Genomic DNA, 22,817 nt, shown 5'->3' on the forward strand with positions numbered 1-22,817 from the left:
CGGGCTCATGCTGCCGCCGCGGTCATCCGGCGGCCACAGCACATGCAGGCCGCATCCGGGCCCTGCCACGGCTCCATCAGGCAGCCCAGGTCGTCACCCGCGCTCAGGATCCAGGCTCGGATCTGCGCGGCCGCCTCGTGCTCGTCGACATGGCGCCGGTCCACGACGCAGTAGCGGACCGGATCGGTGGCGGCGAGTCGCTCGAAGAGCGCGCAGGCCTCGCGCATGAAGTCGGCCTGCTCGGCGGTGAAGACGCACCGGTCGCGACGCTGTGCGCGCTCCAGGGCCTTCGAGGCGTCGTCGGTGACGAGGATCGTCAGGTCCGGCAGCGGCCGGTAGGAGGACGCGAGATCCAGCAGCGCGGTCGCTGTCTGGAGGGCGGCGTCCGGGTCGTCGGGGTGGAGCAGCAGCGCCTGGCACACGGCGGTGGTGTCCACACTGCGGCCTTCGACGACCGTGCGGCCGCCGGCCAGGTCGTGCAGCACGGTGTCCAGGTCGTGCCGTTTGATGGCCATGAGGATCAGCGCCTCGGCCATCGGCGTACCGCCGCGCAGGAACGGATCCCCGGCGCTGGCCTCGCGGAGCGCGCGGAGCAGGTCCTCGCCCAGACCCGGGCGCCCGCTGGCCCGCTGGGAGAACTCGTCCAGCATCAGCGGCTTGGCTTCGAGGGATTCGACGGCGCGGTTGGTGAGGTAGGTCTTGCCGACTCCGTTGAGCCCCTCGGCGGAGATCAACGCGCCCCGGGGGCAGCGGTACTCCGGTGTGGTCGTCATGCTGCGGTCTCCGTTCGGGGGCGGCGGGCAGCCGGGGAGAGGATGCCGGCTGGGAAGGGGATCACGGTGTTGGTCAGCCGTGCCATGCGGTGGCCTCCCGGGTGATGACGGCGGCGTAGCGGTCGAGGACCACTTCGTCGTCTCGCTCACCGAGAACGATGGCGAGGGTGTGCTCCAGGATCTGGGCCGCGCCGCGGCACGGTGTCCGGTCGCCCCTGGCGAACATCGGCCGGGTGTCGCAGGGCACCAGGTGGAAGGTGCCGGTGGAGCTCGGCACGCCTAACTGGGAAAGGTGCTCGGCAAACGCCCGGGGCCTGGGCAGGCTGACGCTTAGCAGCGGGGCGTAGCCGTTCCACGTCTCGTCCCTCGCGGGCTGGAGGGCGATGAGACCGCGGGCGTTCTGCACCGCGCGCAGCAGGTGCGCGGTCTGGGCGCGCCGGCGCTCCAGGAGAGCCGGGTACCTGTGCAGGTTGGCGTGGGCGAGCGCGGCGAGCGGCTCCGCGAGGCGTCCATTGAGTGCGAGCCGCTCCTGAGGGCGGCTGCCCGGAGGCGGCGTCAGCCAGTGGCTCCGGAAGCCTCGGGCCTGGGCGGCGAGGCCTGAATCGTTGGTGAGGACGAAGCCACCCTCACCGCTCCAGAGGATCTTGCCGTCCTTCATGCTGAAGCACCCGGCTGCGCCGAGCGTCCCGGCGGTGACGCCGGCGCGTGAGGTCCCCGCTGCCTGGGCGGCGTCCTCGACGATGTCCAACCCTCGCCCAGTAGCGAAGGCCTGCAGCCTGGCTGGGTCGCCCATCCTGCCCCACAGGTGCACCGGCACGATGGCCTTGGTTCGGGCCGTGGTCTTCGCGGCGGCGTCGGCGTAGTCCAGGTCGAGGGTGTTGGGGTCGCTGTCGACGAACACGGGCTTGGCACCGAGCGCGACGATGGGTGCGACGGTCATGACGACGGTGAGGGCCGGGACCAGGACCTCGACGCCGGGGCCGACCCCGACTGCGTGCAGTGCGGCGTGCAGCGCCATCGTGCCCGAAGACACGGTGACCGCGTGCCGACTGGCGAACGTCTCGACGAGTGCGTGCTCGAACCCGGTTGTGAACGCGTCCCCGGCGGGCGAAGGCATGCCGGCTATGGCGGCCAGCATGCCCTCGCCGAGACCTTCCGTTGCGGGGAGCGGCAGGAGGCCGGTCACCGCGACTCCCAGGAGAGGAGGCGGGGCATATCGAGCACGAGCGGGCTCATGTTGACGCAGTCCCGGGAGAAGTGGGAGCAGTCCGTGCACGCCGGCCGGTCGGCGAACAAGGTCCGCGCATCGGCGCCCACGATCGTGCGCTGCTGGGAGGGGACGGTGGCGGCAATCCGCCGGTCGGACGGGCAGTCCCACAGCGAGCCGTCGGGTTGGATGAAGAACAACTGGGCCCCGCCGAAGCAGTCGGTGACGCGGCCGCTGTCCTGGGTGGCGATCGAGGCGACGAACTGCCGCATGTAGGCGGGGTCTGGGATTGTGAGCCCGCCGGGGTCCGCCTGGAGTTCGCGCAGCTGCCCTTCGACCGCGGGGACGTCAGCGGCGGTATGGCAGCGCTCAGCGAACAGCTTGTGGTCAGGGGTGAGGGAGATGGGCTGTGGGACGTAGTAGTCGACGCCGATCTCCGAGGCGAGCCGGGCGACGTCGGTGATCTCCTGGGGACGGTCGCGGATGACCACGGTGTAGATGCCGACCCTTGGCCCAGGCCCGGAACCTCGCTCGCCGAGTAGCGTGCGAATGCCTGCCAGGACCTCCCTGTGGCCAATCCCGGTTCGGGTGGGTCGCAGTCGGTCGTTGGTGACCGCGTCCGCGCTGTCGAGGGAAACTGAGACCCCGTCAACGCCGAGCTTGACGATTTGCCGGGCGATGCCGGGCCGGTTGAGCGGCACTCCGTTGGTCGCGACGACGACCTGGCATCCGGCCTGCTTGATTGTCTTGATCAGGCTGAGGGTGGGCAGCCAGTCCAGCGGCTCGCCGCCGGCGATGACGACCCGCTCGACCGGCGAGTCGGTCAGGGTCTGCGCGAACGCCTCCATGTCGGTGCGGTCGAGGTCGCGAACGGGGATGTGGGACAGCAGGCCCAGGCCTTCGGGCAGGACCCTCTTGTGCTCCTCCAGCTCACCGAAGTAGCAGTGCGGGCACCTGAAGTTCGCACAGGGCGAGCGGAGGGCCCAGAGCAGGGTGACGTCACGAGGCACGGAGAGCCTCCCGATGGTCCACGAGAGCACGGACGGCTGTCTCGACCGCCTTGCCTGTCTCCTCCGGGCCGTATCCGGTCACGTCGATGACGGTGAACCGGTCCGGCTCGGCGGCGGCGAGCTCCCGGTACAGCTGGTCGGTGCGCTCGATCACCTCCACCGCGCTCGCGGGCAGACTCCGGCCGATCCGAGCCGCGAAGCGGGCCAGGCATACATCGCGGTCGCCCGTGAGTAGCAGGGTCGCGTCCGGCATCGACCTCCAGCGGCGGACCGTGGCCAGGATCTGGTCAGCCACCATCCGGGCGGGCGTGGCCGGGTGCTCGGCGTGCAGGATCGCCCCTTGACACACCGCCACGCTGTCCACGCCGCGGTCCTCCAGAATCACCTCGACGCCGTCCAGCAGTTCCGGGGTGAGGTGCTCGACCTCACGGAACTTCAGCGCCAACAACGCCAGGGTTTCCACGATCGGGTGCCCGGTGCGGAGGCAGACGTCCCCACTGGAAGCGAGGGCGGCGATCACCCGGCCGGGCAGCGTGTCGGAGGCCTGGTCGGTCAGCTCGTCCAGCCGCAGGCACGGCGAGCGCAAAGCTGCGGCCGTCGCGCGCACGGAGGTGGTCTTCCCGACCCCGTTGATGCCCTCCACGCTCACCCAGAGCGGTCGGGCGTGCGCCTGGTCACCGCGGCGGGGCCCCGGCACCGTGATGGCGGTCATGCCGGCCTCCTGCACACGAACAGCAGCTCGGTTGCCCGGTTGGGGACGGCCACGGCCGACACCGTGTCCAGCAGTGCCTTCGGAACCCGGGCGGCGAGGGCGCGGTAGAAGTCGACCGCGCCGTCCCCGTACCGCTCGGCGAGTTCGGCGGCCACCCCCTCCGGCTCGGGCGGCAGCAGCCCCATCACCTCGTCCACGATCAGGCCGGCGGCCTCGACGGCTTGCACCACCTCCTCGCGAGACCACTCGTACACGTGGACCCGGTACTGCAGCGGCCGCGGCGGCGGTCCGAACGCCTGCGGCGTGGACAGGTACAGCACGCCCCCGGGGGCGAGCGCGGCCCCCGTGGCGGCCAGGCTCCGCACTCCGAGCTCGAACGGCAGATGTTCCAGGGCCGAGGTGTAGAGCGCGACGTCGAACGCCGGGAGCTGCGGCCACGCGCCGGATACGTCGCACTCGACGAAGTCGACGGGGAACGGGGTGCCGTACTCCTGGCGCAGGTCTGCGAGCCGTGTGTGGGCCTCGGCGAGGTTGTCCGTACTGATGTCGAGGCCGACGTAGCGGACGATCTTCGGCGCGTAGCGGTGCAGCAGCGGCAGTGCCAGCCCACGGCCGCAGCACACGTCGAGCACGTTCGCGCCGTCCGGGCACCGTTCGGCTGCGATGAGATGCTGCATCAGGTTCATCAGGCCGGACGACTTCGCCTCGCCGCGGCTGAGCGCGGCGTAGAAGTCGTCCATCTGGTTGGTGCTGTACGGGCCGATCATCGGTGTGCTCGGCCGGGTGCGGTACTGCTCATCCAGTTCAGCGCTCATGCTGTCCCTCCCAGGGGAAGACGATCCAGGTGTCCTGCAGCGATGCGATGTGGTCGATGGCGCGTGCGGGTTCGTCCTCTTGTGTCCAGTTGGCCCGGTTCACGGTGAGGACCGCGGTGCGCACTCGGGCGCCGAGATCCCGGAGCATGTCGGCGGTGTGGGCCAGCGTCTCGCCGCTGCCTGCGATGTCATCGACGAGGAGCACGTCGAGGGCGCTCAGGTCGCCGAGCGAGCCGGGGTTGCGGACGGTGGGGAGAGAGGTCTTGGGGGCCCCGATGCCGTCTTTGGTGGTGTGGGTGACCTCGATGCTCCGCACGTCGCGGATCCCGAGGCGGTGGGCGAGCCACACAGCTGGCACCATGCCGCCCCGCATGATGCCCACCACGGCCTGCGGCATCCCGCCAGCCGTCACCTGTTCGGCGAGGGCGCCCGTGGCGGCTTCGATGTCGTCCCACGTCAGGTACAGGCGGTCAGGTACGTCCGGGTCGTGCGCGGGTTTCGTCGGCGGTGTGGCCATCTGCTGAACTCCTTGCTCGACCGCGTCGGTCGGAGATCAGGCCGCGTTCCACTGGGCTGCGGCGAGGGTGAGGAACTGTTGGCTGAGCGCCGGGTCCGTCTTGAAGTGACCGCTGGCGTGCAGGGAGGTGGTGCGGGCGGCCTCCATCTGCACGCCGCGCATGCTCATGCACAGGTGCTCGCCGCGGACGGCGACGGCGATGTTGTCGTGTCCGATGACGTCGGTCAGGTGCTCGGCGACCTGGCGGGTGAAGCGCTCCTGGACCTGGAGACGGCCGGCGAACTGCCGGGCGATACGGCCGAATTTCGACAGGCCGACCACCTCGCCCTCAGGTACATATCCAGCCGTGACCTGGAGGTTCATGGGCAGCATGTGGTGTTCGCAGAGAGACCACACGCTCATGCCGCCCACGATGACCAGCTGGTCGCTCAGCTGAGCCTCGGGGAAACAGGTGACTGTCGCGTCGCTGTCCGGGGACAGAAAGGTGCTCCACCAAGCCGCGACGCGGGCCGGGGTGCCGATCAGCCCGTCACGGGAGGGGTCCTCGCCGAGCTCTACCAGGAGCTGGGCGATCAGGTCGGCGACCCGGTCCGTGTCGATGGGTGCGGCGGGCCAGCCTGACACGGTGTCGGTGTCTTGGGTCGGCATGGGGCCGGCCACAGAAGTCGTCATGGGCTTCTCTCGTTTCCGGAGGCTGAGTGACGGATGGGCAGGGCGTAAGTCAGCGGCCGCGCGTCTCCGCGAAGGCGAGCACATGGAGCCTGGTGGTGAAGTGCCAGTGCCGCTCCGCGACCGCGTCCGCGAGCATGCGAGTTGCCGCAGTGATCGCCTCCGCCGTCGTGCCTTCAGGCATCACCCACACCGGTCCGAGCCCATGGGCCTCGACGATCTCGGCGACCCGGTCGAGGTCGGAGACCGATCCGGCGACGAACTTGAAAACGGCCTGTCCCGTGGCCGCGAACGCCTCCAGGACCGCGGGCACGATGCTCCTTGCCTCTTCCTCCCCAAAGCTCCGCAGCTTCGGGGAGACGTTGAATCGGACGCCCTCAACCAGCAGGGCCGGTTCTGGCGCGATCGTTCCGTTGGTCTCGAACTCGACGCGTTTCCCGGCAGCCAGCAGCCCCGCGACGAGCGGCACCAGGCGGCGCTGCTGGAGCAGCGGCTCGCCGCCGGTGATCACGACCAGTTCGACCGGAGACGAAGCGGCCCAGGCTACGAGCTCCGCCACCGTCCGCTTTTCCGACTCCTCGTGCGGGTCGAACTGGGTCCAGTCCCACGTGAACTTCGTGTCGCACCGCTTGCACCGGAGGTTGCACCGGGACAGACGGATGAAGATGGCTGGGTGCCCGCAGCTGGGGCCCTCGCCCTGGAACGTCGGTGTCTCGACGCCGAAGCACTCCGCGACGAGCAGCCGGAACTGCGCGTCACCCGGCGGCAGCTCGTGCGTGGCCGACTGCCCCGCGGTCACACCGCCTCCGCTTCCACCTCGAACTTCGCCCAGCTGCTCCCGGTCTCACGGACGCGGACGCCCACCAGGCGAGCGGGAATGTTCGGCTGGAGGTGCTTGATGATCCAGCCCGCCAGGAATCGGGCGAGGAGCTCCGAGGTCGGCTCGAACGGGAGGTTCTCGTGCAGGTTGCTGTGGTCGAGCTCGGTGTCGAGAAACTTCCTGAAGGGGGCGAGTTCGCCGAAGTCCGTGACGAAGCCAGGCGCCTCCAGCTCGGAAGCGGTGAGGATGACCTCGACCTGGTAGCTGTGCCCATGCTGGCGGGAGCACTTGTGATCGGGCGGCAGGCCGGGTAGCCGGTGGCCAGCCTCGAAGCTGAAGGACTTGCCGATGGTGAAGGTGCCCGAGGGCAACGGGATCATCGCCCAGTCGGTCTCAGCCGACTGGGACTTGGTGTTGGGGGCCGACACGGGACGGTGCTCCTTCGATGGGGGGTGGCTTGGCGCGGCCTCCGTGCCACGGGAGAGGGACGCCGCGATGTCGTGCTTTGCAGTAGTGGTCACTGCAGGTGGGGAGTGAAAGAGGGTTAGCGGCCAGTTACGACGTCCAACGGCCCGTACAACGCCGCCTGGGCGCTGTTCATGAAGGCGTGATAGCGCTCGAACAGGGACCAGTGCCACCACTCGGTTGGGTAGTTGACCAGGCCGACAGTGGTGAGGGCCTGGGCGAGGGTGACGCGCCGGTCGCGTGCTTCCATAGGGACGTTGGCGGCCCACGTGTAGCAGGCGCCGGCGGACTCCTCGGGGCTTGCGTTGACTCGGGTTCCCAGGTCGAGTTCCCGGCCTTCCCAGTCCGCGAGTGTGAGGTCCACGGCTCCGCCGGTGGAGTGCGGAGCGAGTTCGGGCGGGGACACGTAGCGCGCAGCAGCGTGGTGGATCTGCTGCGGTGGCCAGGCCGGGTGCAACTCGGTGAGTTGACGTTGGTAGTCGGCCCAGTACCGCGCCTGAACCTCCAGCGGCCGGTAGCCCTCGACGACCAGGAGCTGGAGTCGCTGGCGGGCGAGTTGCTGGTTCGCCGATACCAGGCGTTCCAGCAACGAGCGGCGAAGATGCGCGTACCACCCCTCCGGGTCGACCTTGCGGCGGTCAACCACCAGGCGGCCGTCTTCTCGCAGGTCGACGAGGGGCTCTCGGCACTCCTCGACCTGTACGGCGGCGACACGCGGGTCGGACAGTAAGACGATCCCAGTCACAGTCGACAGCTCCAGTTGTCAGAAGAGCAGATCACCAGCGGATGCTGGTGATCAGGCACAGCAGCGCCCATACAAGGGGCACGAATCCGATAGCCAGGCCCAGCGGGTGGCAGCCGATCGTCTCTCGACGTTGCTGGTCGTCCTGCTGGCTCACGTGCTTGCGCTCCTGTCGATCGACCTGGGGCCGGCTTCTGCATTCGGGTCCTGAGGGTGGGTCTGCTCAGCCAGCGGCCGTGAGTAGCGGCGGGACCGGGGGTCTCGGGACGGCCATGCGGACTCGGCGGCGCAGCTCCCCGCGTACACGCTCCCCGAGCCCGGTCTGCACTGGGCGCGGGATCACCGCCCACACCCGCTTGCCCTTGTCAGTGGGTTCGACCCCCCACCTGGAGACGGTGTCCGACACGATCCGCAAGCCGCGGCCGTTCTCTGGCAGATTGTCGTTGCCCGAAGGGCGGAGGGTGGGGTGGTCGGCATGGCCGTCCTCGACCGCGATGAACAGCTCGTCCCGGTCGGGGGAAACGACCAGCGACACGCTCAGGACCGGGGTCTCGGAGTGAAGGATCGCGTTGGTGACCAGTTCTGAGACAACCAGGCGGACGCCGTAGTCGAGATCGCCGTCCAGGTCGATCTCCCAGGATGCGAGCTTGTTCTGGATGCGGCGCCGCATCATCGGCACGGTCTCCGGTGCGCTCGTCACGGACCACATGCGTGCCAGGGCAGTGGGCCGGTCGGTCATGACGCGGCCTCCTGTGGCGCGCGCTTCGGGGTGAACGCGGCTGCCCAAGGCTCGCCGGCCGACGGCGGCGTGCCGGGCTGGTGGCCGGACGCGCCGCGAGTGCGTTGGGGGAGCGTCGGGCCGGCGGGACGCTCCTGCTGCTCGATGCACGGGAAGCGGCCGCAGCCAGGACAGGCCAGCAGTTCCACAGGAACGTCCAGCACCTCGGGTGGCGCGATGCGCGCGGGGTAATACGGGGTTGGGAACACCGGGCTTCTCCTAGCGAGCGGGATGAGGGGTGGAGACCGCCAGTCGCATTTGCGCCTGCTGACTGTTACTCACAGTCGCGATTTGGCAGCTACATTGAGGGAACCGCTTCAGCTGACGCATGGGCACCCGGTCAAGGGGCTGCATGCGGGGAAAGCGGGGAAAGATCATCTATGGCTGAGGGGCGCTGTGGTTGCGAAAGCTGAACGCGGAACCAAGCTCTCCGCGCTGCTCGCCGAGGCCGGACTCTCAGACGCCGCTGCCGCGACAGCCTTACGCCGCCTGGCCTCGGAGAATGGGGTTGCTGAACTCGGCTCGGTGTCTCGCTCGCACGTTTCGTACTGGGCCCGCGGCACAGTCCCCTCCAACCCACGCATCGCAGTCCTGCTGGCTGAGCTGCTGACTCGGGCTCTGGGCCGCACTGTGACGGCGTACGACTTGGGAATGGATCGGCACTCGAAGAGCACCCCCGGCGACCTGTGGTCGGGCGATACGCTGAGCGCGCTGATCGACATCGGGAGACGCGACTTGAGCATGGACCGCCGCCGCGCGCTCGGCGTCATGGCCTTCCAGACGGCTGCGCTCACGATCCCCACCGGTTCGCGGTGGAGCGCGTCGGCGGCAGGCAGCTCCGTGCGCCAGACCACGGAGCGCCGCGTAGGCCGCGGCGACGTCGAGGCAGTCCGAGATACCGTCGCGGCCTTCAGCCAGATCGACCAGCGGCGGGGAGGCGGTCACGCCCGCACGGCCGTGGTTCAGTACCTGACCTCGGAAGTCGAACCGCTGCTCCACGGCCGCTTCGCCAGTGAAACCCTCCGCCAGCAGATGTTCTCGGCCGCCGGAGAGCTGGCCTACCTGTCCGGTTGGATGTCCTTCGACGCCGGAGAGCACCCCATCGCTCAGCGCTACCTCACCAGCGCTGTCAGGCTCGCAGCCGAGGCTGGCGACGAACCCCTCGCTGGCCACATCTTGCGCGCCTTGGCACACCAGGCCAACGACCTGGGTCACCATCGCGCCGCCCAGCGCGTCGCCGCCGCATCGATCGAAGGCGACCGCTGTCGACGCGCTAGCTACCGCGAACGGGCACTCCTGCGCGTCGTCTACGCCCGCACCCTCGCCACCACCAACGACTCCAGGGGCGCCGCTGCCGCGCTCAAAGCTGCCGAGGACGACCTCGGGCGCGCCGTCGGCCAGGACGAGCCACAGCGAGTGTGGTTCTTCACCGAAGCAAGCCTTGCCCACGAGACGGCCTGCACGCTCCGTGACCTTGGCGACCTGGACGGAGCTGTGCGAGAGTTCCGCCACAGCGCTCGTACGAGAGGCGCAGCCTTCCCCCGGACCCACGCCGTGACGCTGGGCTACCTCGGCGAGATCCAGGCCCGCCAGGGCAACATCGAGCAGGCGTGCTCGACATGGTCGCGTGCACTCGACCTCATGGAAGGCATCCGCTCCGGCCGGACGATCCACACCGCCCGCCAGATGCGAAGCGCTCTTTCGCCCTACCGTCCGCGCGGGGTGCGAGCCGTTCATGACGTTGATGCGCGAGCCGTGTCCTACCTCGAATACGCCGCCTGACCTATGAACCAGGAGGAGACCGGAATGCCGGAGCAGTACCAGATCGAAGCCGTCGCCCATGTGATCAACCAGCGGCCCAAAGTCAGCGACGACTACTGGGGCGGCGTACCCTCGATCATTCGCTTGCGCGATGACCTGCCGGAAGACACCCTCGCCGGCCTGAGCGATTTCAGCCACGTTCAGGTCGTCTTCAAGTTCCACCTCGCTTCCCCCGAGGACGTGCACCTCGGGGCGCGATCGCCGCGAAATGACCCGCGCTGGGAGCCGAGCGGTACCTTTGCCCACCGCAATCACCGCAGGCCGGCGCAGATCGGCACCTCGCACCCGCGCGTGGTCAAGGTCGAAGGTCGGGACCTGCACGTTCTCGACCTTGATGCTGTTGATGGCACTCCCGTGCTTGACATCGCACCTTGGTTCGCCGAGTTCGGGCCCCGAGGGGAAGTTCACCAGCCTGATTGGCCAGCGGAGATGCTGGCCGACTACTGGGCTGTGCACTCCTGATCGGCGCGTCCAGGTAGATCGCCTCGCTTGACGGATCATGATGATGGCTGCGGTCTGACAGTCGGGCGCTTGGCCGCGAGCTGCAGGTGCCCATCGAGCTGTCTGGCTCTGGTCCTGTTGGCCTGCCGTCTGCTGCGGTGCCACAGAGGCAGCCGATGCAGCGGCCGAGGGCCTCGGATTCGGCGAGTGCACGAGGAACCTCCCCAGCAAGGTACGGACAGTCGCGAGTGCAGCCCCTTCCGGCGAAAACGTCCCGGAGCTGTCCGCTTGATTGGCTGTCATGACCGTATGGCTGGCCAAAATCGGGTAGGACTGACTGGCAGTACGCATTAGGTCACGGCAAGTTCTTTGATCTCACGGGGACGCTATGGGTTCCGGCCTGCCTTCGCCGCGCCGCGCCGTCAGTGGCATCATCAGCGGATACGTGCTTCGCCTGGTGCGCGAGAGCACCGGCCGGACACAGATCGGGTTCGCCGAAGAAGTGGCGGTGGACCTCGCCACCGTCCAAGGTTGGGAGTCCGGCCGTCGGCCATTGGCCAACATGAAGGCCGGTTCCCTCCTGGACCTCCGCCGGCGCTTACCCCTGCTGGGTGCAGACCCGGCGCTGATGCAGCTGCTCGACCCCGCACTTGACGCGGATCGGATCATTACCGCGACCTTGGAACCCCCACCGCAGGCCGAGCGGCATCCACTGGCCGGATGGGTCCACACCCGCACAACCGCCCACATGATCGCGTGGGCCGTCAACGGCACCCCGCCGCCGCTGATTGCCGCCCGCCCGCAGCCCGTAAGGCGTGGCGCGGTGCCGACCGCACCGCTGCTGCCTGCCCAGCAGAAGGCCGACCTTTTCGGGCGACTCCGGGATGCCGCCGACAGCGCTCACCTGGCTGGTCAGGCCGCACCGTTGCTGCGCCGTCAGGCCCTCTATCTCACCAGCTACGACCGGTCACCCGGGGCGTCGTCTTGGACAGCACTGGCACTGCACCAGCGCCGCGGAGTTCTGTCCGTCCGGGGCTGGTCCCCCGCTTGGGCCGAAGCCCGGTCGGTCGCCACGGCACTCGCCCGGCAAGGCGACCATCAGCCGCTGTCCGACTTCATCACGCGCGCCTTGGTGGACGACGACCGGAGCGAGGCCGCGAACCTGAACTACTGGGCGTACTGGCTCGGGGCAGCCCAACAGCCGCAGGCGTCCGACGGCTTCATGGCGGACACCGACATGCCGGGCTGGGATCCCGTCACGCTCCTGCGGCTCCTCGCCCAGGGCCTGATCGAGGCGCCGACGTACGCCGAGCTCTACGCCCACACCCTGTGGGCGCTGCTGGCCGCGCACCCCTGGCTGCCCCTGGCAGCTCCCGTTCTGGCTGGAGAGCTGGCCGACGAGACCGCACGCATTCTCGACACCGAACCGATCTCCGCAAGGGCCAGGCGGGAGTTCGCGGACGTGAACTACCGTCTGAGCAACCGCACCACCTGATCACGGAGGGCACCACATGGCAGAGCACGACGACACGGCGCGAGGCACCGCGGGCTACCTGCTGGAGATGGGGATGCTCAAGCGGGCCAAGCGCAGCGGCTGGTGGATCGCCGGGGTGAAGGACCCGGAGACCATCGCCGAGCACTCGTTCCGGACCGGCATCATCGGCTCCGTGCTGGCAATGATGGAGGGGGCCGACCCGGCGAAGGTCGCGTTGCTGTGTCTGTTCCACGACACTCAGGAGACGCGGGTCAGCGACATCCCCCACATTGGGCGGCGCTACCTGGAGGCCACCAGCAACGAGAAGGTCACTGCCGACCAGCTCGCCGACGCCCACCCCGCCGTCCAGGCTGGCGTTCAGCGTGTCGTCGAGGAGTACGAGCATGGGGACTCGCTGGAAGTCATCTGCGCACATGACGCGGACAAGCTGGAGTGCCTGATTCAGGCCGTCGAGTACCGCGAGCAGGGCTGCTCCAATGTTCAGGGCTGGATTGACTCCAGCGTGGCGAAGCTCAAGACGGCATCCGCCCAGGTCCTTGCCGAAGCCGCGCTCAACATGACCTCGGTGGAGTGGCAGCAGACCTACCTTCGGTAATGATCACCCGTTGCCCCCTCCCAGCGATCGATCATGGAGGGCCACCGGGCTGCGCGCTAGGTCGGTCGGAGACTTTCTTCTTGCTTTGCTGCGAACAAAGTCTTCGTCCTCCCCAGCGCTTGGCCCGCTGGCCCTCCAAGACCTCTTTTCGCCGGGAGGGGCCGGGGGTGATCAGTCTCCAGGCCTGCCGTGGTGCCCGTCCGCGGGCGCAGTACAGACCCTGGGCGGCGAAGACACCCGGAAGAGCGCCAGGGGTCCGCGGCACTGCTGGCCGAATGCCCACGAATCGAGGTTTTCCGAGGGCCCCAGTGTGACGTTCGGGGCGGGTCAAAGGGCAGCCAGCGGTGGCCGGATGCGTCGCGGGGAGGTGTGGGTGGCGTGTTCGGCCAGGGTGAGCGTGTGCCCGGCGAGGGTGAGCGGGTGCGTGGTCGGTAGGAAGTGGCCGGCTCTGGGCAGGACATGGAGGTTGGCACTGGGGATCCGGCCTGCCAGGTGGCTGGCCGCCGACGGTGGAGTCCACAGGTCGCGGTCCCCCACCAGTACCTCCACGGGGATGTCGGCGAGAGCGGAGAGGTCTTCGACGGGGCGGTTGGCCAGCATCGCGGCGCAGTAGGCCGCAACGGTCTGGAGCGGCCGCCGGCGCAGCAGGCACTGGGCTGCGACGACGGCGGCCTTGCGGGTGGAGAACCCTTCCGCGCTGGAGGGAGCCGGGTCGCTGCCGCGCTGGCGGCTGGGGGCGGGGCCGCCCCCGGTGGTGGCCGCGAGCAGTAGCGCGGCGATGTGGGTGCCGATGAGGTCCGGGCGGGCGTCGGCCAGCGCCAGGGCGGACAGGCCGCCGAGTGAGTGAGCGACCACGACCACCGGTCCGGTCGTGGCGAGTCCGACGACGGCGGCGAGGTCCTCGCCGAGCAGGCGCAGGCTGACCGCCTCCCGGCCCAGGGTGGAGCTGCCGTGCCCGCGCTGGTCCGCGCGCACGATCCGCAGGTCCTCGTCCAGGGTGGTCAGGTGGGTCACGAGGGCGTCGAAGACGGTGTGGGTGCTGCCAGCACCGTGCACTAGGAGCGCGGTGACCTGCCCGTCGGGGTTGCCGTCGTCGTAGAGGGCGATGCGGGCGCCGTCGGGTCTCTCGATGTATCGGTCGGCGGTGCGCGGTGGCGTGCGGCGGGACTTGGGCATCAGCGTGCTCCGTCCAGGTGCACGTGGGTGTCGGCATCTGGGCCGCTGTAGTGCCAGTCGGTCGCGCCGAGCCGGTGCAGGATGGCGATCATCCTGCGGTTCGCGCGGCCCGTGCTCGCGGTGAGCCGGTGGCCGCCGAGGAGCCGGGCGTGCCCGAGGGCGATGCGGGCCAGGGCGGTGCCCAGTCCCTGGCCCTGGAAGCCGTCCTCGATGAGCAGACCGAGGTCGAGTGCGCCGCGGTCGCCGTGATGGGCGATCAGGTTCGTCATTGCGACGATGCGACCGGGGGCGACCTCGGGGCTGGTGAGCCACGTCGTCGCCCGCGCCGGATGGGTGAAGTGCCGCCATTCGGCTGGGGCCAGCTCCCGCTTGCCGACCATGTAGCGGGCCGCCCGCGAGACGAGCGAGCAGCGTGCATGCAGGTCCTGGACGGCATCGAGGTCCGCCACGGAGGCGAGACGGGTCACGGTGCCGAGCGGCGTCGGGATCCACACGCTCTCCCCGGCGGCGGGCAGGAGCCCGTGCGAGGAGCGCGGGGTGGGGATCGGATCCGCCATCGTGGTGCCCGTGGCGACGATCTGTCTGGACATGGGCCTGCCTCTCGTGGTCGGTGCGTGGACGGGGGCGCTGGGCGGTGCGACGGTGCTGGCCGACTGCGGGTGCTGGCAGCGGCTGGTGGTCAGCGGGGCAGGGGAACCCCGCCTTCGGGCGACGGCGGGAGCGGCCCGTCATCGGGAGGCTCTGCCTGGACGCGGCGGGGCAAGGGAACCCCGCCCTCGGGCGGAGGCGGTGGTGAGGTCTCGGGTGGCAGGACGGAGTACGAGACATCCCGAATTTCAAGATCCTCTCCGTCCTGGCAGTGCAGGCCGTAGTCGATCTGCTGCTCCCACGCTTCGCGGTGGTAGTCCAGCCAGTCGTAGAGCCGGGCGATGGCGGGGTGCCTTTCCGGGTCGAAGTCATCGGCTTCTGCGCCGTCGGCCAGGGCCTGCAGCAGGCTCTGGGCCAGGTCCGTGGGCAGCCGTAGCCGGGCGGGGACGAGGAGGGTCTGAGCTTCGGCGCAGTAGATCCGCACCAGCATCAGCTGTTCGTCGGGGCGGTCGTTGTCGTTGTCGGCGCGGGTGAGGTCCACGGTGGTCATCGGGGCCCCTTCTCGTGTGATGCGCGCGCCCAGGAGGTCGCGAGGTGGGTCAGGCGGGCGGGGACGAGAGCACCGGGGCAAGGCGCTGCGGCCCGGCGGCATCCGTGCGGCCGGGCCGCAGGTGCGCCGCGGCCGGTGCCCAGCGCGCTTCCAGGCGATCGTCGCCGGTGCGGATCCAACGGCACAGCAGCCGGGGCATCAGCTGACCGCGCGGAGCTTGGCGATCTGGGCGTTGAGCAGGTATGCGCTGGTGGTCGGCAGCTGGTCGGCGGAGCTGAGGTTGTTGGCCAGCTCGACGGCGTTGATGACGGTGCCGCCTACGCGGACGACGGTGACGGTGCTGACGTAGCGCTGGCCGCTCGTCCCGGTCAGGACTGCGTGCCAGGCCACGGCCTGGTCCCCGTACTGCGGGGCCGCGATGGGTGTGATGGCCTCGTGGATCGGGCCGGAGGGGTCGGGGAGCGTGTAGCTGCTGCAGGAGCCGGCCGCGGTGGCGATGGCGTTGAGCAGCTTCGTCGCGGTTGTGCCGTTGAAGCTGGCCAGGTGCATCAGGTGCGCCGTGCCGCTCTGGCCCGAGTTGCCCTCCATCACCTTGAGGTCGACCGCGCCGGTGGAGGGGTAGTCGGGGCCGCCGCCCTCCCAGGCGGACGCGAGGGCCTCGCAGGTCGAGGGCTGCACGCGGGTGTTGCTCTGCTCGATGGGTGAGTCCGTCATCGGCAGGACGCCCATCTGCTGGCCGGCGACGTCGGAGGTGGTCACCGCGGCGCTCTGCAGCTGCTGCTGGGTCAGCGCGGCCACGTTGGCAGCCAGGTGGGTGACCGGGGCGGTCGCGGCCGGAGGGCTGTGCGGGGCGGCGGCGCTGCCGGTGGTGTGCGCCGCGGCTCCGCAGGCGGCGACGCTGAGCGCGAGCGCGGTGATGCCGGCGGCGGTCAGGATGCGGCGGCGGGAACGGGTGCCGCGGATGTTCGTGGCGTGGTCAAGGGTGCTGCTGTGCACGGGTTTCGCCTTTCAGGAGGGCTGTGCCGGATCAGTGGGAGATGGAGCGGAGCTTGGTGACCTGGGCACCCAGGACGGCGGGGTCGGGCAGCGGGACGGGGGCGGCGCTGCTGGCATCGACCACGGCCGTGATGACGGTGGTGCCGACGCGGACGACCGCGACGGACATCCACAGGGCAGCGCCGTCGGCCGCCACCGACTCCTGCTGCCACGCCACGGAGTCGTCGCCGAGGTGAAGCTGCTGGGGGCGGATGCGCTGGCGAAGGACGAGGGTGCCGTTCGTCATCGGGTAGCTGCTGCAGGTCGTGAGGGACTGGGCCACAGCGTCGGTGAAGGCGCGGGCACCCTGCTCGGAGTAGGCGCCCAGGTGCACGCTGGTGACGGTGGCGTCGCCGGAGTGCGTCACCTCCACGTCGGTGACGGCGGAAGAGGGATAGAGCGGTGCCCCGGCCTGCCAGGCGGCGGCGATCGGAGCGCAGCCGCCCTTCGGCAGGGGGCCCGGCGCTTCGGGAGAGATCATCGCGGTGTGGGCCGCGGGCGAGCGCGCCGACATCGCCAGACCGTGCAGGTCCAGGCTGGTCAGCGTGGCAGTCTGCAGCTGCTTCTGGCTGAGCGCAGCCAGGGTGACGACCGGCTGGGCAGCAGGCGGGGACGCGGGATGCGTGACCGGGGCGGCGCTGCCGCCGGCGGGGCTGCTGGAGCCGCAGGCTGCCAGGCTGAGGGCCAGAGCGGTCACGGCCGGGGCGAGGAGCGGGCGGGCGAGCATACGCATGGTGGCAGTCCTTGAAGTCTCGGGTCGGTGCTCGGGCGGGTGGTCAGCGTCTTTGGCGTCGGCGCTGGCGGCGTGGGCCACGCAGCGTGCGGACCAGGGCCGCGCGCTCGGCCGCACGCCGCCGGTCCTCGATCAGGGAGTTGGCGACGGCGCGCTGAAGCTCGTGGTGCAAGGCAGGTCCTTGGGTGGGCGAGGGCGCCGGCCCCGCGACGGCAGGGCCGGCGGCCGATGGCGATGGTCTGGTTCGGGTGCCCGCGGCGGTGCGCTCAGGGGGCGTCCGAGCGGGCGCTACCAGCCCCAGGTGCAGTGCTTGAAGCTCTCGGGGGCCTGGATGCTCTCGGAGATGCAGGCCCTGGCCCGGTCGTTGCCGTCGTTGTCCCAGTACCAGCCGGTGTAGGTGTTTCCGATGAGGCTGTCGATGTTGGTCGTGACGTTGAGCCAGTGCAGGCCGGAGACGCGGGAGTAGGAGGCGCCGCCGTTGGTGGACTTCTCCAGCCACATGACGCAGTTGTAGGCACCGTCGAGTACCTGGCCGGTGCCCTGCGCGTAGTTGGCGTTGGTGTACTCGGCGCGCAGGTACGCGCGGCAGTGCGTGGTGCTGACGCTGGTGAAGGTCCAGCTGGTGGCGGCCTGGGCGGTTCCCGGCAAGACGGCGATGCCGAGCAGGGCGGAGGTGGCGAGGGCGGTGGCTGTCAGTCCGCGGCGGATTCTGGTACGCATGTAGCTCTCCTTGGGCCTGTGTCGGTGCGCGAGACGGTGTCGATGGAGTGCGCGCGGAGCGGGGGTCGGATCCCGTGCCGCGCGGCCCGGTCCCCTCCGTCGCTGGGAGGGGACCGGTGCTATTTCGGGGCCTCGATCGGGCGAGGTGGCGCTGTGTCAGCGCGGGCCGAGCGGGCTGGGCTTCGGGGCGGCTACCAGGCGGGGGTGCAGCGCTGGTCGGAGTCGTAGCCCTGCCAGCCACTGCTCGGGGTCCACCACTGGTACCACTCCTCGACGCAGGCCTTGCTGACCAGGGAGGAGTCGTTGTACGTGCCGGACGCCGTGTGCTTGTGCGGGCCGTACAGGTAGTTGACGGCCTCCGCCGAGCTCCAGTGGCGGCCGCCGTCGTTGGAGAACTTGAGGAAGCCGACGCACGTGTACTCGCTGATGTGCGACTGGTAGGCGGTGTAGCTGTTCAGCGTGTACGAGGCGCCGAACCAGGTTCCGCTGTGATGGGCCCACAGGGTGGCCTTGCAGTGCCAGGTCGAGATCGAGCTCCAGGGCACAGCCCCGTTGGCCGACGCGGACGCGGGGGCCACGGCTCCGGCGAGGGCCGCGCCGGCGAGGGTGAACGTGGCCGCCGTGGTGACGGCGCGGCGCATGAGGGTGCGCATGCTGCTTCTCCTTCGAGGTGGGTCGGATCGGTGCGCGAGACGGTGCTGGTGGTGGGCGGGGGGTCGGGGTCGGATCCGGGTCCGCACTGCCGGTCGTGAAGGGCGGATCGGCGGGGCTAGTCGCCCCAGTGGGTGTCCGCCGGGGCGGCGGCGCTGGCGTGCTCCCACCGCGTGTCCGCGTGGGCGGCGGCCGGGAGGGTCGCGCCCAGAAGCGCCGTCAGGAGCGCGGCGCCGGCGACGGTTCGGCGGAGCAGGGTCAGGGTGCGCATGTGGGACCTCCGTGGGCTGGGGGTGCGGGTCAGGTAGCTGGTGCGGGTGGGTGCGGTGGCGGGTGCCCTCGCGCTGGCCGGTCCCCCTCGCACAGGCGGGGGGACCGGCGCCGGGGAGGCGTTGGCCGTGCTCGCGGCCAAGGCGTGGTCCAGGGGGCGGCGCGGTCAGACCTTCGCGAGGGCCAGGGCGATGTCGAGCGCGAGTACGGCCAGGAGTTCTTCCACATCGGCCAGCACGGTGCCCGGGTCGGTCGCGCGGGGGCGGATGAGGATCCGGCCGCCGCCGGGCATGCTGCCGAAGCCGCGCGGGACCGGCTGGCCGATGGTCAGGGTGAGGTCGACGTCGACCACGGCGGGCAGGGCGCGCAGATCGTCCGCGGAGGTGAAGTGCCGCACGATGCCGGGGGCGGGGGCCAGAGCCAGGGTGGTCAGGGCTGGATAGTGCGGGGTGAGCTGGTCGATGTCGGGACGCACACCGAGGGCGAGCTGGGCCAGAACGTGCGGGACATCCATGGCGTACTGGAGCCCGTAGGCCTGGTAGATCCCGCCACCGGTCCGGGCCGCGGCCTCGCCCAGCCACAGCTTCCCGGAGCGGTCGCGCAGCACCTCGACGTGGTGCACGCCGGTGTGGCTGCCCAGGGCGGTCACGGCGCGGTGCACGAGGTCGACGACGGCGATCGTCTCCGGCAGGTCGGGGCTGAGCACGGTCCAGTGCCGGTGACCGCCGCCCATGCTCAGCATGATCGGCTTGTGGTAGCGGCCGGGGGCGGCCAGCAGGCGCTCACCCTCGAAGAGGTACAGGTCGACGAAGCACTCCTCGACGACGTCGATGCAGGCCTGCACGAGGTAGCCGCCGCGGGCGCCGTTGAGCGCGCCGAGCAGGTCCGAGGCGCCGAACCGGTGCGCGGTGTCCTCGACCGGCGTCTCGAAGACGCCGGTGGCGCGCAGCTGGGCCAGCTCCTGCGGGTTGCCCACCCGGTAGGTGTGCACGGTGGCCATGCCGCTGCGCGGCTTGACGACGACGGGCCAGCCGATCGCCTCGGCCGCGGCGGCGATCTCGGACTCGTGGTGGACGACCCGGTGAGGCGCGACCGGGATGCCCGCCTGGGCCAGCCGCGTGAGCATCAGGTGCTTGTCGGTGAAGCACCGGGCGTCGGCGACGGACAGGCCCGGCAGACCGCGCAGCTCACGCAGGTGCGCGGCCGCGACCACGCACTGCTCGTCGTTGGTGGCCACCGCGTCCACCTCGGGGAGGTGGTAGTTGAGCGCGGTCAGCTCGGCGAGGTCGTCCCAGCTGTGGACACCGAAGACGGACAGCTCGGGGTAGCGCTGGCGGTAGGTCGGCACCGCGTTGGCGGGGACGATCAGGGTGACGGTGTGTCCGTCGTTGAGGAGGCCGTCCTCAAGGATCGGGTTTCCGGTGGTGGGGACCAGGACGTGGGCCATGGGGTGTGCTCCTAGCGGTCGAGGGTGGGGTGCGCGGCGGAGCGCACGGGGAGGGCGATGTAGGCGGTGCCGGCCAGCAGCGCGGCGATGACGAGCATCGGCAGCTGGGGGCCGACCGCCGTGGCGAGGGGGCCGACGCCCAGGCAAGCCAGGGACGCGACGGCGGTCATGGAGCGCTGGGTGCCGAGGATCTGGCCGTGCTGTACGGCGGGCACGATGTGCAGGAGCCGGACCCGGGTGGCCGGGGCCAACAGCTGCACTCCCGCACCGAATGCGACCTGACCGATGGTGGAGATGAGCGCGCTGTGGGTGGCGAAGACCATGACCTCGCCGCCGGCGACGGCCAGGACGCCGCACGTCATGGCCCGCGGGCCGGACACCACGTGCTGCAGGCGGGTGAAGACGAAGCCGGTGGCGACGGCCGCCACGCCGAAGACGCCTTGGCAGATGGCGAGCCAGCCGGCCGGGGCGTGCACGACCTGCGCCAGGTAGATCGGCTGCAGCGGCTCCAGGGCGGCATAGGAGATCAGCGTCACCATCAGGACGACGACCGCGCGCCGAAGCGCAGGATCGCGGCGGACCTGAAGCGGTTGGACCGGACCGGCAGCGTCGGGGCGAAGGGTGGGGGTACCCAGCAGGATCACGGTCCCCGCAAGGATGAGCACCGACCAGGCGGCGAAGGCCGCTCGGACGCCGCACGTGACGGTCAACGTGGTGGCCAGTGAGGCGCCGACAACCAGCGGAGCCCCCTGAGCTATCCCGATCCACACGCTCGACTTGGAGGCCTTGGGACGGGAGGGCAGCCACGACGGCAGGGTGTCCGCGCAGGCCTGGGAGGCGGCCCGGGCGATCGACACGAGCGCGAGCAGGATGAGCAGGGAGATGGGGCCAGACGCCGTGAAGGCGCCGACCGCGGCGGCCAGGGAGCCTGCGAGGGTGGCGGTGAGCCCGACCGGGCGCGGGCCAACTGCGTCGGCGAGCCGCCCCAGTAGACGGCTGACAAGCAGCGGCCCGCCAGCCACGGCGGTCAGCGCCGCCACGAACAGCCCACCCTGGTGCAGGTGGTAGACGGCCCAGGTCTGGCAGGCGACCATCATCGACCACTGGCCGAGGGAGGTGACGGCCTGCACGAGGATGCTGCGCGCCAGCTGCTCGCGCGGGCTCATCTCCTCGTCGGTGGTGTCGTCCGGGGCGGTGGGACGGTGCAGAAGCTGGACCATGACCGGTGCCGCCCGTCAGGCGTGCGCGGGCACGGTCGGCGCCTGCACCGTCTGGGTCTGCCACGCGGCAGCGGCCGCCGCGGCCCGCGCCATGGCGACTTCGGCGTTCGGGCCGGTCGCGTACACGTGGCCGCCGGTGATCGCGGTGCCCACTTGTCCGGTGCTCACGTCACCGACGGCCAGGGTCTCCTCCGCGCCGATGACGCCGGGCATGGCCAGGATGTCAGCAAGGGGGGTCACGCCCGTCACCAGACCGGGGGGAGCGAAGGGGCTGGCCCAGGCGATCGGGTCGTGTTCGGGGCGCAAGCGCACCAACGGACGGCGGTCCATCGCGAGGTCGGCCTGCAGCGCGAACGGATCCACGCCGTGCTGGAGCTCCACCAGGTGCTGGAGCCGGCCGCCGCCGGGGCGCAGACCGATCTCGCCGAGGACGAAGTCGCCGTCCGCAGTGAGCATCACCTCGGCGTGCGCGAAGCCGGTGGTCAGGCCGAGCGCGTCGGCGGCGGCTCGGGCCAGGGCGGCGACCTCGCGAGCCTCATCGCTGGCGGTGGGCAGGAGCACCGAGCCGACGATGTGGGTGTCCAGCAGCGGCGCGGTGTAGCGGCCCGGCAGGACGTAGACCTCCTGGCCCCGCCAGCGCAGCACCTCAACGTGCCATTCCGCTACGACCGTCAGCGCTTGTTCGACCATCAGCCCACCGGGAGCGTGGGTCAGCCCCAGGTCGAGGTGGGCGGCGTCCCAGCCGGTCGGCACCGCGAAGGGCCCGAAGCGGTTGTTGCTGCGGGCGAGCCAGAACTCCTGCTCGCTGTCCAGGCGGGTCGTGCCGAGCATGGACGCGCCGGTGCGCAACTTCACCACGACCGGCCAGCCGAGCGAGTCGGCGGCGGTCGGGACCTGGCTGAGGGTGGCCACCGGCAGGTGCCGGGCGACCGGGATCTGAGCTCGGGCCAGCTTCTGCTTCATGATGTGCTTGTCGGTGCCGGCCACGCTCTGCTCCCACGACATGCCCGGCAGGCCGAGCATCGAGCGGAGCCAGGCCGCAGGGCGCAGGCACCGCTCGTCGGTCGTAGTGAGAGACGCCACCGGCTCGTCGACCAGGTCGAGCGCCAGCCGCGCGAGTTCGCCGTAGGCGTCCCAGGCGCTGACCCTCCACACGGGGAAGTCGCGGTGGCCGACCGAGGCGCTGCCCGGAACGACCAGCATGACCTCCTGGCCCCGCTCGTGCAGGATCTCGGCGTGCGGGGCGGTGCTTGATGTCAGGACCACATGCATGAGGGATCACCCTTCGAGAAAGAGGGCGTCCGGCCGACCACGGCGTCTGCCTGGTGATCAACAGGGCGCCGGCAGTCGGCAGGCGGACGACCGTGAGCGATTCGCAGCAGTGAGCGAGTAGTCAGCCGCTTCACCGACGCCTCTCCTCTCGCCCGGCGGCTCTGATGGATCCGGGCTTCGCCGCGGGGGGGTGTGCGGCGAAGCCCGGAGCTCCTGAGGTGGCGCGTGAGCCCGCACGTGCCGACAGCGGCAGCAGGGCAAAGGCGCCTGTCGTAAACAAATGTTTACGACAGGC

The 22,817-nt window shown here is 70.5% G+C and carries 27 protein-coding genes; 4 read left to right on the forward strand and 23 right to left on the reverse strand.

Translation table 11 applies throughout. The annotated features are described in order from the left end of the window. Positions 1 to 5: 5 nt before the first annotated feature. The 12 genes from TR49_RS10715 to TR49_RS10765 form a co-directional block, all read right to left on the reverse strand. Entirely contained in the window at positions 6 to 773 is a 768-nt protein-coding gene (locus TR49_RS10715) for a dTMP kinase (protein WP_042379998.1), read from the reverse strand. Between the two features lie 73 nt (positions 774 to 846). After that, the gene (locus TR49_RS10720) at positions 847 to 1,959 is read right to left on the reverse strand and encodes a DegT/DnrJ/EryC1/StrS family aminotransferase (RefSeq protein ID WP_084724773.1); all 1,113 of its coding nucleotides are present in this window, start codon (positions 1,957 to 1,959) and stop codon (positions 847 to 849) included. Continuing rightward, on the reverse strand, positions 1,956 to 2,990 hold the full coding sequence (locus TR49_RS10725; RefSeq protein ID WP_042380238.1) for a radical SAM protein: 1,035 nt from the start codon (positions 2,988 to 2,990) through the stop codon (positions 1,956 to 1,958). The genes TR49_RS10720 and TR49_RS10725 overlap by 4 nt, the downstream gene beginning before the upstream one ends. Beyond that, positions 2,980 to 3,702 carry a dTMP kinase gene (locus TR49_RS10730; protein ID WP_042380241.1) on the reverse strand — a complete coding sequence of 241 codons (723 nt, stop codon included), beginning with the start codon at positions 3,700 to 3,702 and terminating at the stop codon, positions 2,980 to 2,982. The genes TR49_RS10725 and TR49_RS10730 overlap by 11 nt, the downstream gene beginning before the upstream one ends. Further along, positions 3,699 to 4,517: a class I SAM-dependent methyltransferase gene (locus TR49_RS10735; RefSeq protein ID WP_042380002.1), complete on the reverse strand. Its 819-nt coding sequence runs from the start codon at positions 4,515 to 4,517 to the stop codon at positions 3,699 to 3,701. Before TR49_RS10735 ends, TR49_RS10730 begins: the two co-directional genes overlap by 4 nt. Further along, positions 4,507 to 5,034: a phosphoribosyltransferase gene (locus TR49_RS10740; RefSeq protein ID WP_042380005.1), complete on the reverse strand. Its 528-nt coding sequence runs from the start codon at positions 5,032 to 5,034 to the stop codon at positions 4,507 to 4,509. Before TR49_RS10740 ends, TR49_RS10735 begins: the two co-directional genes overlap by 11 nt. Positions 5,035 to 5,070: 36 nt before the next feature. Beyond that, on the reverse strand, positions 5,071 to 5,706 hold the full coding sequence (gene folE, locus TR49_RS10745) for a GTP cyclohydrolase I (RefSeq protein ID WP_042380008.1): 636 nt from the start codon (positions 5,704 to 5,706) through the stop codon (positions 5,071 to 5,073). 49 nt (positions 5,707 to 5,755) lie between these two features. Further along, entirely contained in the window at positions 5,756 to 6,502 is a 747-nt protein-coding gene (locus TR49_RS10750; protein ID WP_042380012.1) for a 7-carboxy-7-deazaguanine synthase QueE, read from the reverse strand. Beyond that, on the reverse strand, positions 6,499 to 6,951 hold the full coding sequence (locus tag TR49_RS10755) for a 6-pyruvoyl trahydropterin synthase family protein (protein WP_236653318.1): 453 nt from the start codon (positions 6,949 to 6,951) through the stop codon (positions 6,499 to 6,501). Before TR49_RS10755 ends, TR49_RS10750 begins: the two co-directional genes overlap by 4 nt. Before the next feature lie 116 nt (positions 6,952 to 7,067). Further along, entirely contained in the window at positions 7,068 to 7,733 is a 666-nt protein-coding gene (locus TR49_RS10760; protein ID WP_042380014.1) for a M15 family metallopeptidase, read from the reverse strand. Positions 7,734 to 7,764: 31 nt separating this feature from the next. Beyond that, positions 7,765 to 7,887: a hypothetical protein gene (locus TR49_RS46370; RefSeq protein ID WP_268874068.1), complete on the reverse strand. Its 123-nt coding sequence runs from the start codon at positions 7,885 to 7,887 to the stop codon at positions 7,765 to 7,767. A 66-nt stretch (positions 7,888 to 7,953) separates the two neighbouring features. Continuing rightward, entirely contained in the window at positions 7,954 to 8,469 is a 516-nt protein-coding gene (locus TR49_RS10765) for an ATP-binding protein (RefSeq protein WP_052434176.1), read from the reverse strand. Positions 8,470 to 8,904: 435 nt separating this feature from the next. Between TR49_RS10765 and TR49_RS10770 the strand changes: the two genes are divergently transcribed. The 4 genes from TR49_RS10770 to TR49_RS10785 all read left to right on the forward strand — a co-directional run bounded on the left by TR49_RS10770 (position 8,905) and on the right by TR49_RS10785 (position 12,860). Further along, the gene (locus TR49_RS10770) at positions 8,905 to 10,290 is read left to right on the forward strand and encodes an NsdA family TPR-like regulatory protein (protein WP_052434177.1); all 1,386 of its coding nucleotides are present in this window, start codon (positions 8,905 to 8,907) and stop codon (positions 10,288 to 10,290) included. Positions 10,291 to 10,314: 24 nt separating this feature from the next. Further along, on the forward strand, positions 10,315 to 10,791 hold the full coding sequence (locus TR49_RS10775) for a TrmO family methyltransferase domain-containing protein (RefSeq protein WP_042380016.1): 477 nt from the start codon (positions 10,315 to 10,317) through the stop codon (positions 10,789 to 10,791). A gap of 367 nt (positions 10,792 to 11,158) precedes the next feature. Continuing rightward, positions 11,159 to 12,265: a helix-turn-helix domain-containing protein gene (locus TR49_RS10780; protein WP_236653320.1), complete on the forward strand. Its 1,107-nt coding sequence runs from the start codon at positions 11,159 to 11,161 to the stop codon at positions 12,263 to 12,265. A gap of 16 nt (positions 12,266 to 12,281) precedes the next feature. Beyond that, positions 12,282 to 12,860, forward strand: coding sequence for an HD domain-containing protein (locus TR49_RS10785; RefSeq protein ID WP_042380018.1), 579 nt, complete (start codon positions 12,282 to 12,284; stop codon positions 12,858 to 12,860). A gap of 327 nt (positions 12,861 to 13,187) precedes the next feature. Here the strand turns inward: TR49_RS10785 and TR49_RS10790 are convergent, their stop codons facing one another. The 11 genes from TR49_RS10790 to TR49_RS10835 all read right to left on the reverse strand — a co-directional run bounded on the left by TR49_RS10790 (position 13,188) and on the right by TR49_RS10835 (position 22,522). Continuing rightward, positions 13,188 to 14,036 carry an alpha/beta fold hydrolase gene (locus TR49_RS10790; RefSeq protein WP_042380021.1) on the reverse strand — a complete coding sequence of 283 codons (849 nt, stop codon included), beginning with the start codon at positions 14,034 to 14,036 and terminating at the stop codon, positions 13,188 to 13,190. Then, positions 14,036 to 14,626 carry a GNAT family N-acetyltransferase gene (locus TR49_RS39840; protein ID WP_052434178.1) on the reverse strand — a complete coding sequence of 197 codons (591 nt, stop codon included), beginning with the start codon at positions 14,624 to 14,626 and terminating at the stop codon, positions 14,036 to 14,038. Before TR49_RS39840 ends, TR49_RS10790 begins: the two co-directional genes overlap by 1 nt. Positions 14,627 to 14,715: 89 nt before the next feature. Beyond that, the gene (locus tag TR49_RS10800; RefSeq protein ID WP_042380024.1) at positions 14,716 to 15,174 is read right to left on the reverse strand and encodes a hypothetical protein; all 459 of its coding nucleotides are present in this window, start codon (positions 15,172 to 15,174) and stop codon (positions 14,716 to 14,718) included. Between the two features lie 198 nt (positions 15,175 to 15,372). Then, the gene (locus TR49_RS10805; protein WP_042380028.1) at positions 15,373 to 16,170 is read right to left on the reverse strand and encodes a hypothetical protein; all 798 of its coding nucleotides are present in this window, start codon (positions 16,168 to 16,170) and stop codon (positions 15,373 to 15,375) included. A gap of 31 nt (positions 16,171 to 16,201) precedes the next feature. After that, entirely contained in the window at positions 16,202 to 16,942 is a 741-nt protein-coding gene (locus TR49_RS10810; protein WP_152627183.1) for a hypothetical protein, read from the reverse strand. Positions 16,943 to 17,230: 288 nt separating this feature from the next. Further along, positions 17,231 to 17,662, reverse strand: a complete 432-nt coding sequence (locus TR49_RS10815; protein WP_042380034.1) for a hypothetical protein — start codon at positions 17,660 to 17,662, stop codon at positions 17,231 to 17,233. A 191-nt stretch (positions 17,663 to 17,853) separates the two neighbouring features. After that, positions 17,854 to 18,315: a hypothetical protein gene (locus TR49_RS10820; RefSeq protein ID WP_042380037.1), complete on the reverse strand. Its 462-nt coding sequence runs from the start codon at positions 18,313 to 18,315 to the stop codon at positions 17,854 to 17,856. Positions 18,316 to 18,431: 116 nt separating this feature from the next. Then, positions 18,432 to 18,584 (reverse strand): hypothetical protein, encoded by a 153-nt coding sequence (locus tag TR49_RS43690; protein WP_160311569.1) that lies wholly within the window; start codon positions 18,582 to 18,584, stop codon positions 18,432 to 18,434. A 165-nt stretch (positions 18,585 to 18,749) separates the two neighbouring features. Beyond that, positions 18,750 to 20,030 (reverse strand): ATP-grasp domain-containing protein, encoded by a 1,281-nt coding sequence (locus TR49_RS10825; RefSeq protein ID WP_042380040.1) that lies wholly within the window; start codon positions 20,028 to 20,030, stop codon positions 18,750 to 18,752. 11 nt (positions 20,031 to 20,041) lie between these two features. Next, positions 20,042 to 21,250 carry an MFS transporter gene (locus TR49_RS10830; protein WP_042380043.1) on the reverse strand — a complete coding sequence of 403 codons (1,209 nt, stop codon included), beginning with the start codon at positions 21,248 to 21,250 and terminating at the stop codon, positions 20,042 to 20,044. A gap of 15 nt (positions 21,251 to 21,265) precedes the next feature. Continuing rightward, the gene (locus TR49_RS10835; protein WP_042380046.1) at positions 21,266 to 22,522 is read right to left on the reverse strand and encodes an ATP-grasp domain-containing protein; all 1,257 of its coding nucleotides are present in this window, start codon (positions 22,520 to 22,522) and stop codon (positions 21,266 to 21,268) included. Positions 22,523 to 22,817: the final 295 nt, after the last annotated feature.

It is taken from the genome of Streptacidiphilus melanogenes (genome assembly GCF_000787835.1).
Taxonomy (GTDB): domain Bacteria; phylum Actinomycetota; class Actinomycetes; order Streptomycetales; family Streptomycetaceae; genus Streptacidiphilus; species Streptacidiphilus melanogenes.

Excerpts from the sequence above, each read along its gene's own strand:
- TR49_RS10825 (WP_042380040.1), bottom strand. The coding sequence starts at position 20,030 with ATGGCCCACGTCCTGGTCCCCACCACCGGAAACCCGATCCTTGAGGAC.
- TR49_RS10765 (WP_052434176.1), bottom strand. The coding sequence starts at position 8,469 with ATGACCGACCGGCCCACTGCCCTGGCACGCATGTGGTCCGTGACGAGC.
- TR49_RS10730 (WP_042380241.1), bottom strand. The coding sequence starts at position 3,702 with ATGACCGCCATCACGGTGCCGGGGCCCCGCCGCGGTGACCAGGCGCAC.
- TR49_RS10800 (WP_042380024.1), bottom strand. The coding sequence starts at position 15,174 with ATGACCACCGTGGACCTCACCCGCGCCGACAACGACAACGACCGCCCC.
- TR49_RS10780 (WP_236653320.1), top strand. The coding sequence starts at position 11,159 with ATGGGTTCCGGCCTGCCTTCGCCGCGCCGCGCCGTCAGTGGCATCATC.
- TR49_RS10740 (WP_042380005.1), bottom strand. The coding sequence starts at position 5,034 with ATGGCCACACCGCCGACGAAACCCGCGCACGACCCGGACGTACCTGAC.
- TR49_RS10775 (WP_042380016.1), top strand. The coding sequence starts at position 10,315 with ATGCCGGAGCAGTACCAGATCGAAGCCGTCGCCCATGTGATCAACCAG.
- TR49_RS10715 (WP_042379998.1), bottom strand. The coding sequence starts at position 773 with ATGACGACCACACCGGAGTACCGCTGCCCCCGGGGCGCGTTGATCTCC.
- TR49_RS10785 (WP_042380018.1), top strand. The coding sequence starts at position 12,282 with ATGGCAGAGCACGACGACACGGCGCGAGGCACCGCGGGCTACCTGCTG.
- TR49_RS10810 (WP_152627183.1), bottom strand. The coding sequence starts at position 16,942 with ATGCGTATGCTCGCCCGCCCGCTCCTCGCCCCGGCCGTGACCGCTCTG.
- folE (WP_042380008.1), bottom strand. The coding sequence starts at position 5,706 with ATGACGACTTCTGTGGCCGGCCCCATGCCGACCCAAGACACCGACACC.
- TR49_RS43690 (WP_160311569.1), bottom strand. The coding sequence starts at position 18,584 with ATGCGCACCCTGACCCTGCTCCGCCGAACCGTCGCCGGCGCCGCGCTC.
- TR49_RS39840 (WP_052434178.1), bottom strand. The coding sequence starts at position 14,626 with ATGTCCAGACAGATCGTCGCCACGGGCACCACGATGGCGGATCCGATC.
- TR49_RS10830 (WP_042380043.1), bottom strand. The coding sequence starts at position 21,250 with ATGGTCCAGCTTCTGCACCGTCCCACCGCCCCGGACGACACCACCGAC.
- TR49_RS10815 (WP_042380034.1), bottom strand. The coding sequence starts at position 17,662 with ATGCGTACCAGAATCCGCCGCGGACTGACAGCCACCGCCCTCGCCACC.
- TR49_RS10790 (WP_042380021.1), bottom strand. The coding sequence starts at position 14,036 with ATGCCCAAGTCCCGCCGCACGCCACCGCGCACCGCCGACCGATACATC.
- TR49_RS10835 (WP_042380046.1), bottom strand. The coding sequence starts at position 22,522 with ATGCATGTGGTCCTGACATCAAGCACCGCCCCGCACGCCGAGATCCTG.
- TR49_RS10820 (WP_042380037.1), bottom strand. The coding sequence starts at position 18,315 with ATGCGCACCCTCATGCGCCGCGCCGTCACCACGGCGGCCACGTTCACC.
- TR49_RS10735 (WP_042380002.1), bottom strand. The coding sequence starts at position 4,517 with ATGAGCGCTGAACTGGATGAGCAGTACCGCACCCGGCCGAGCACACCG.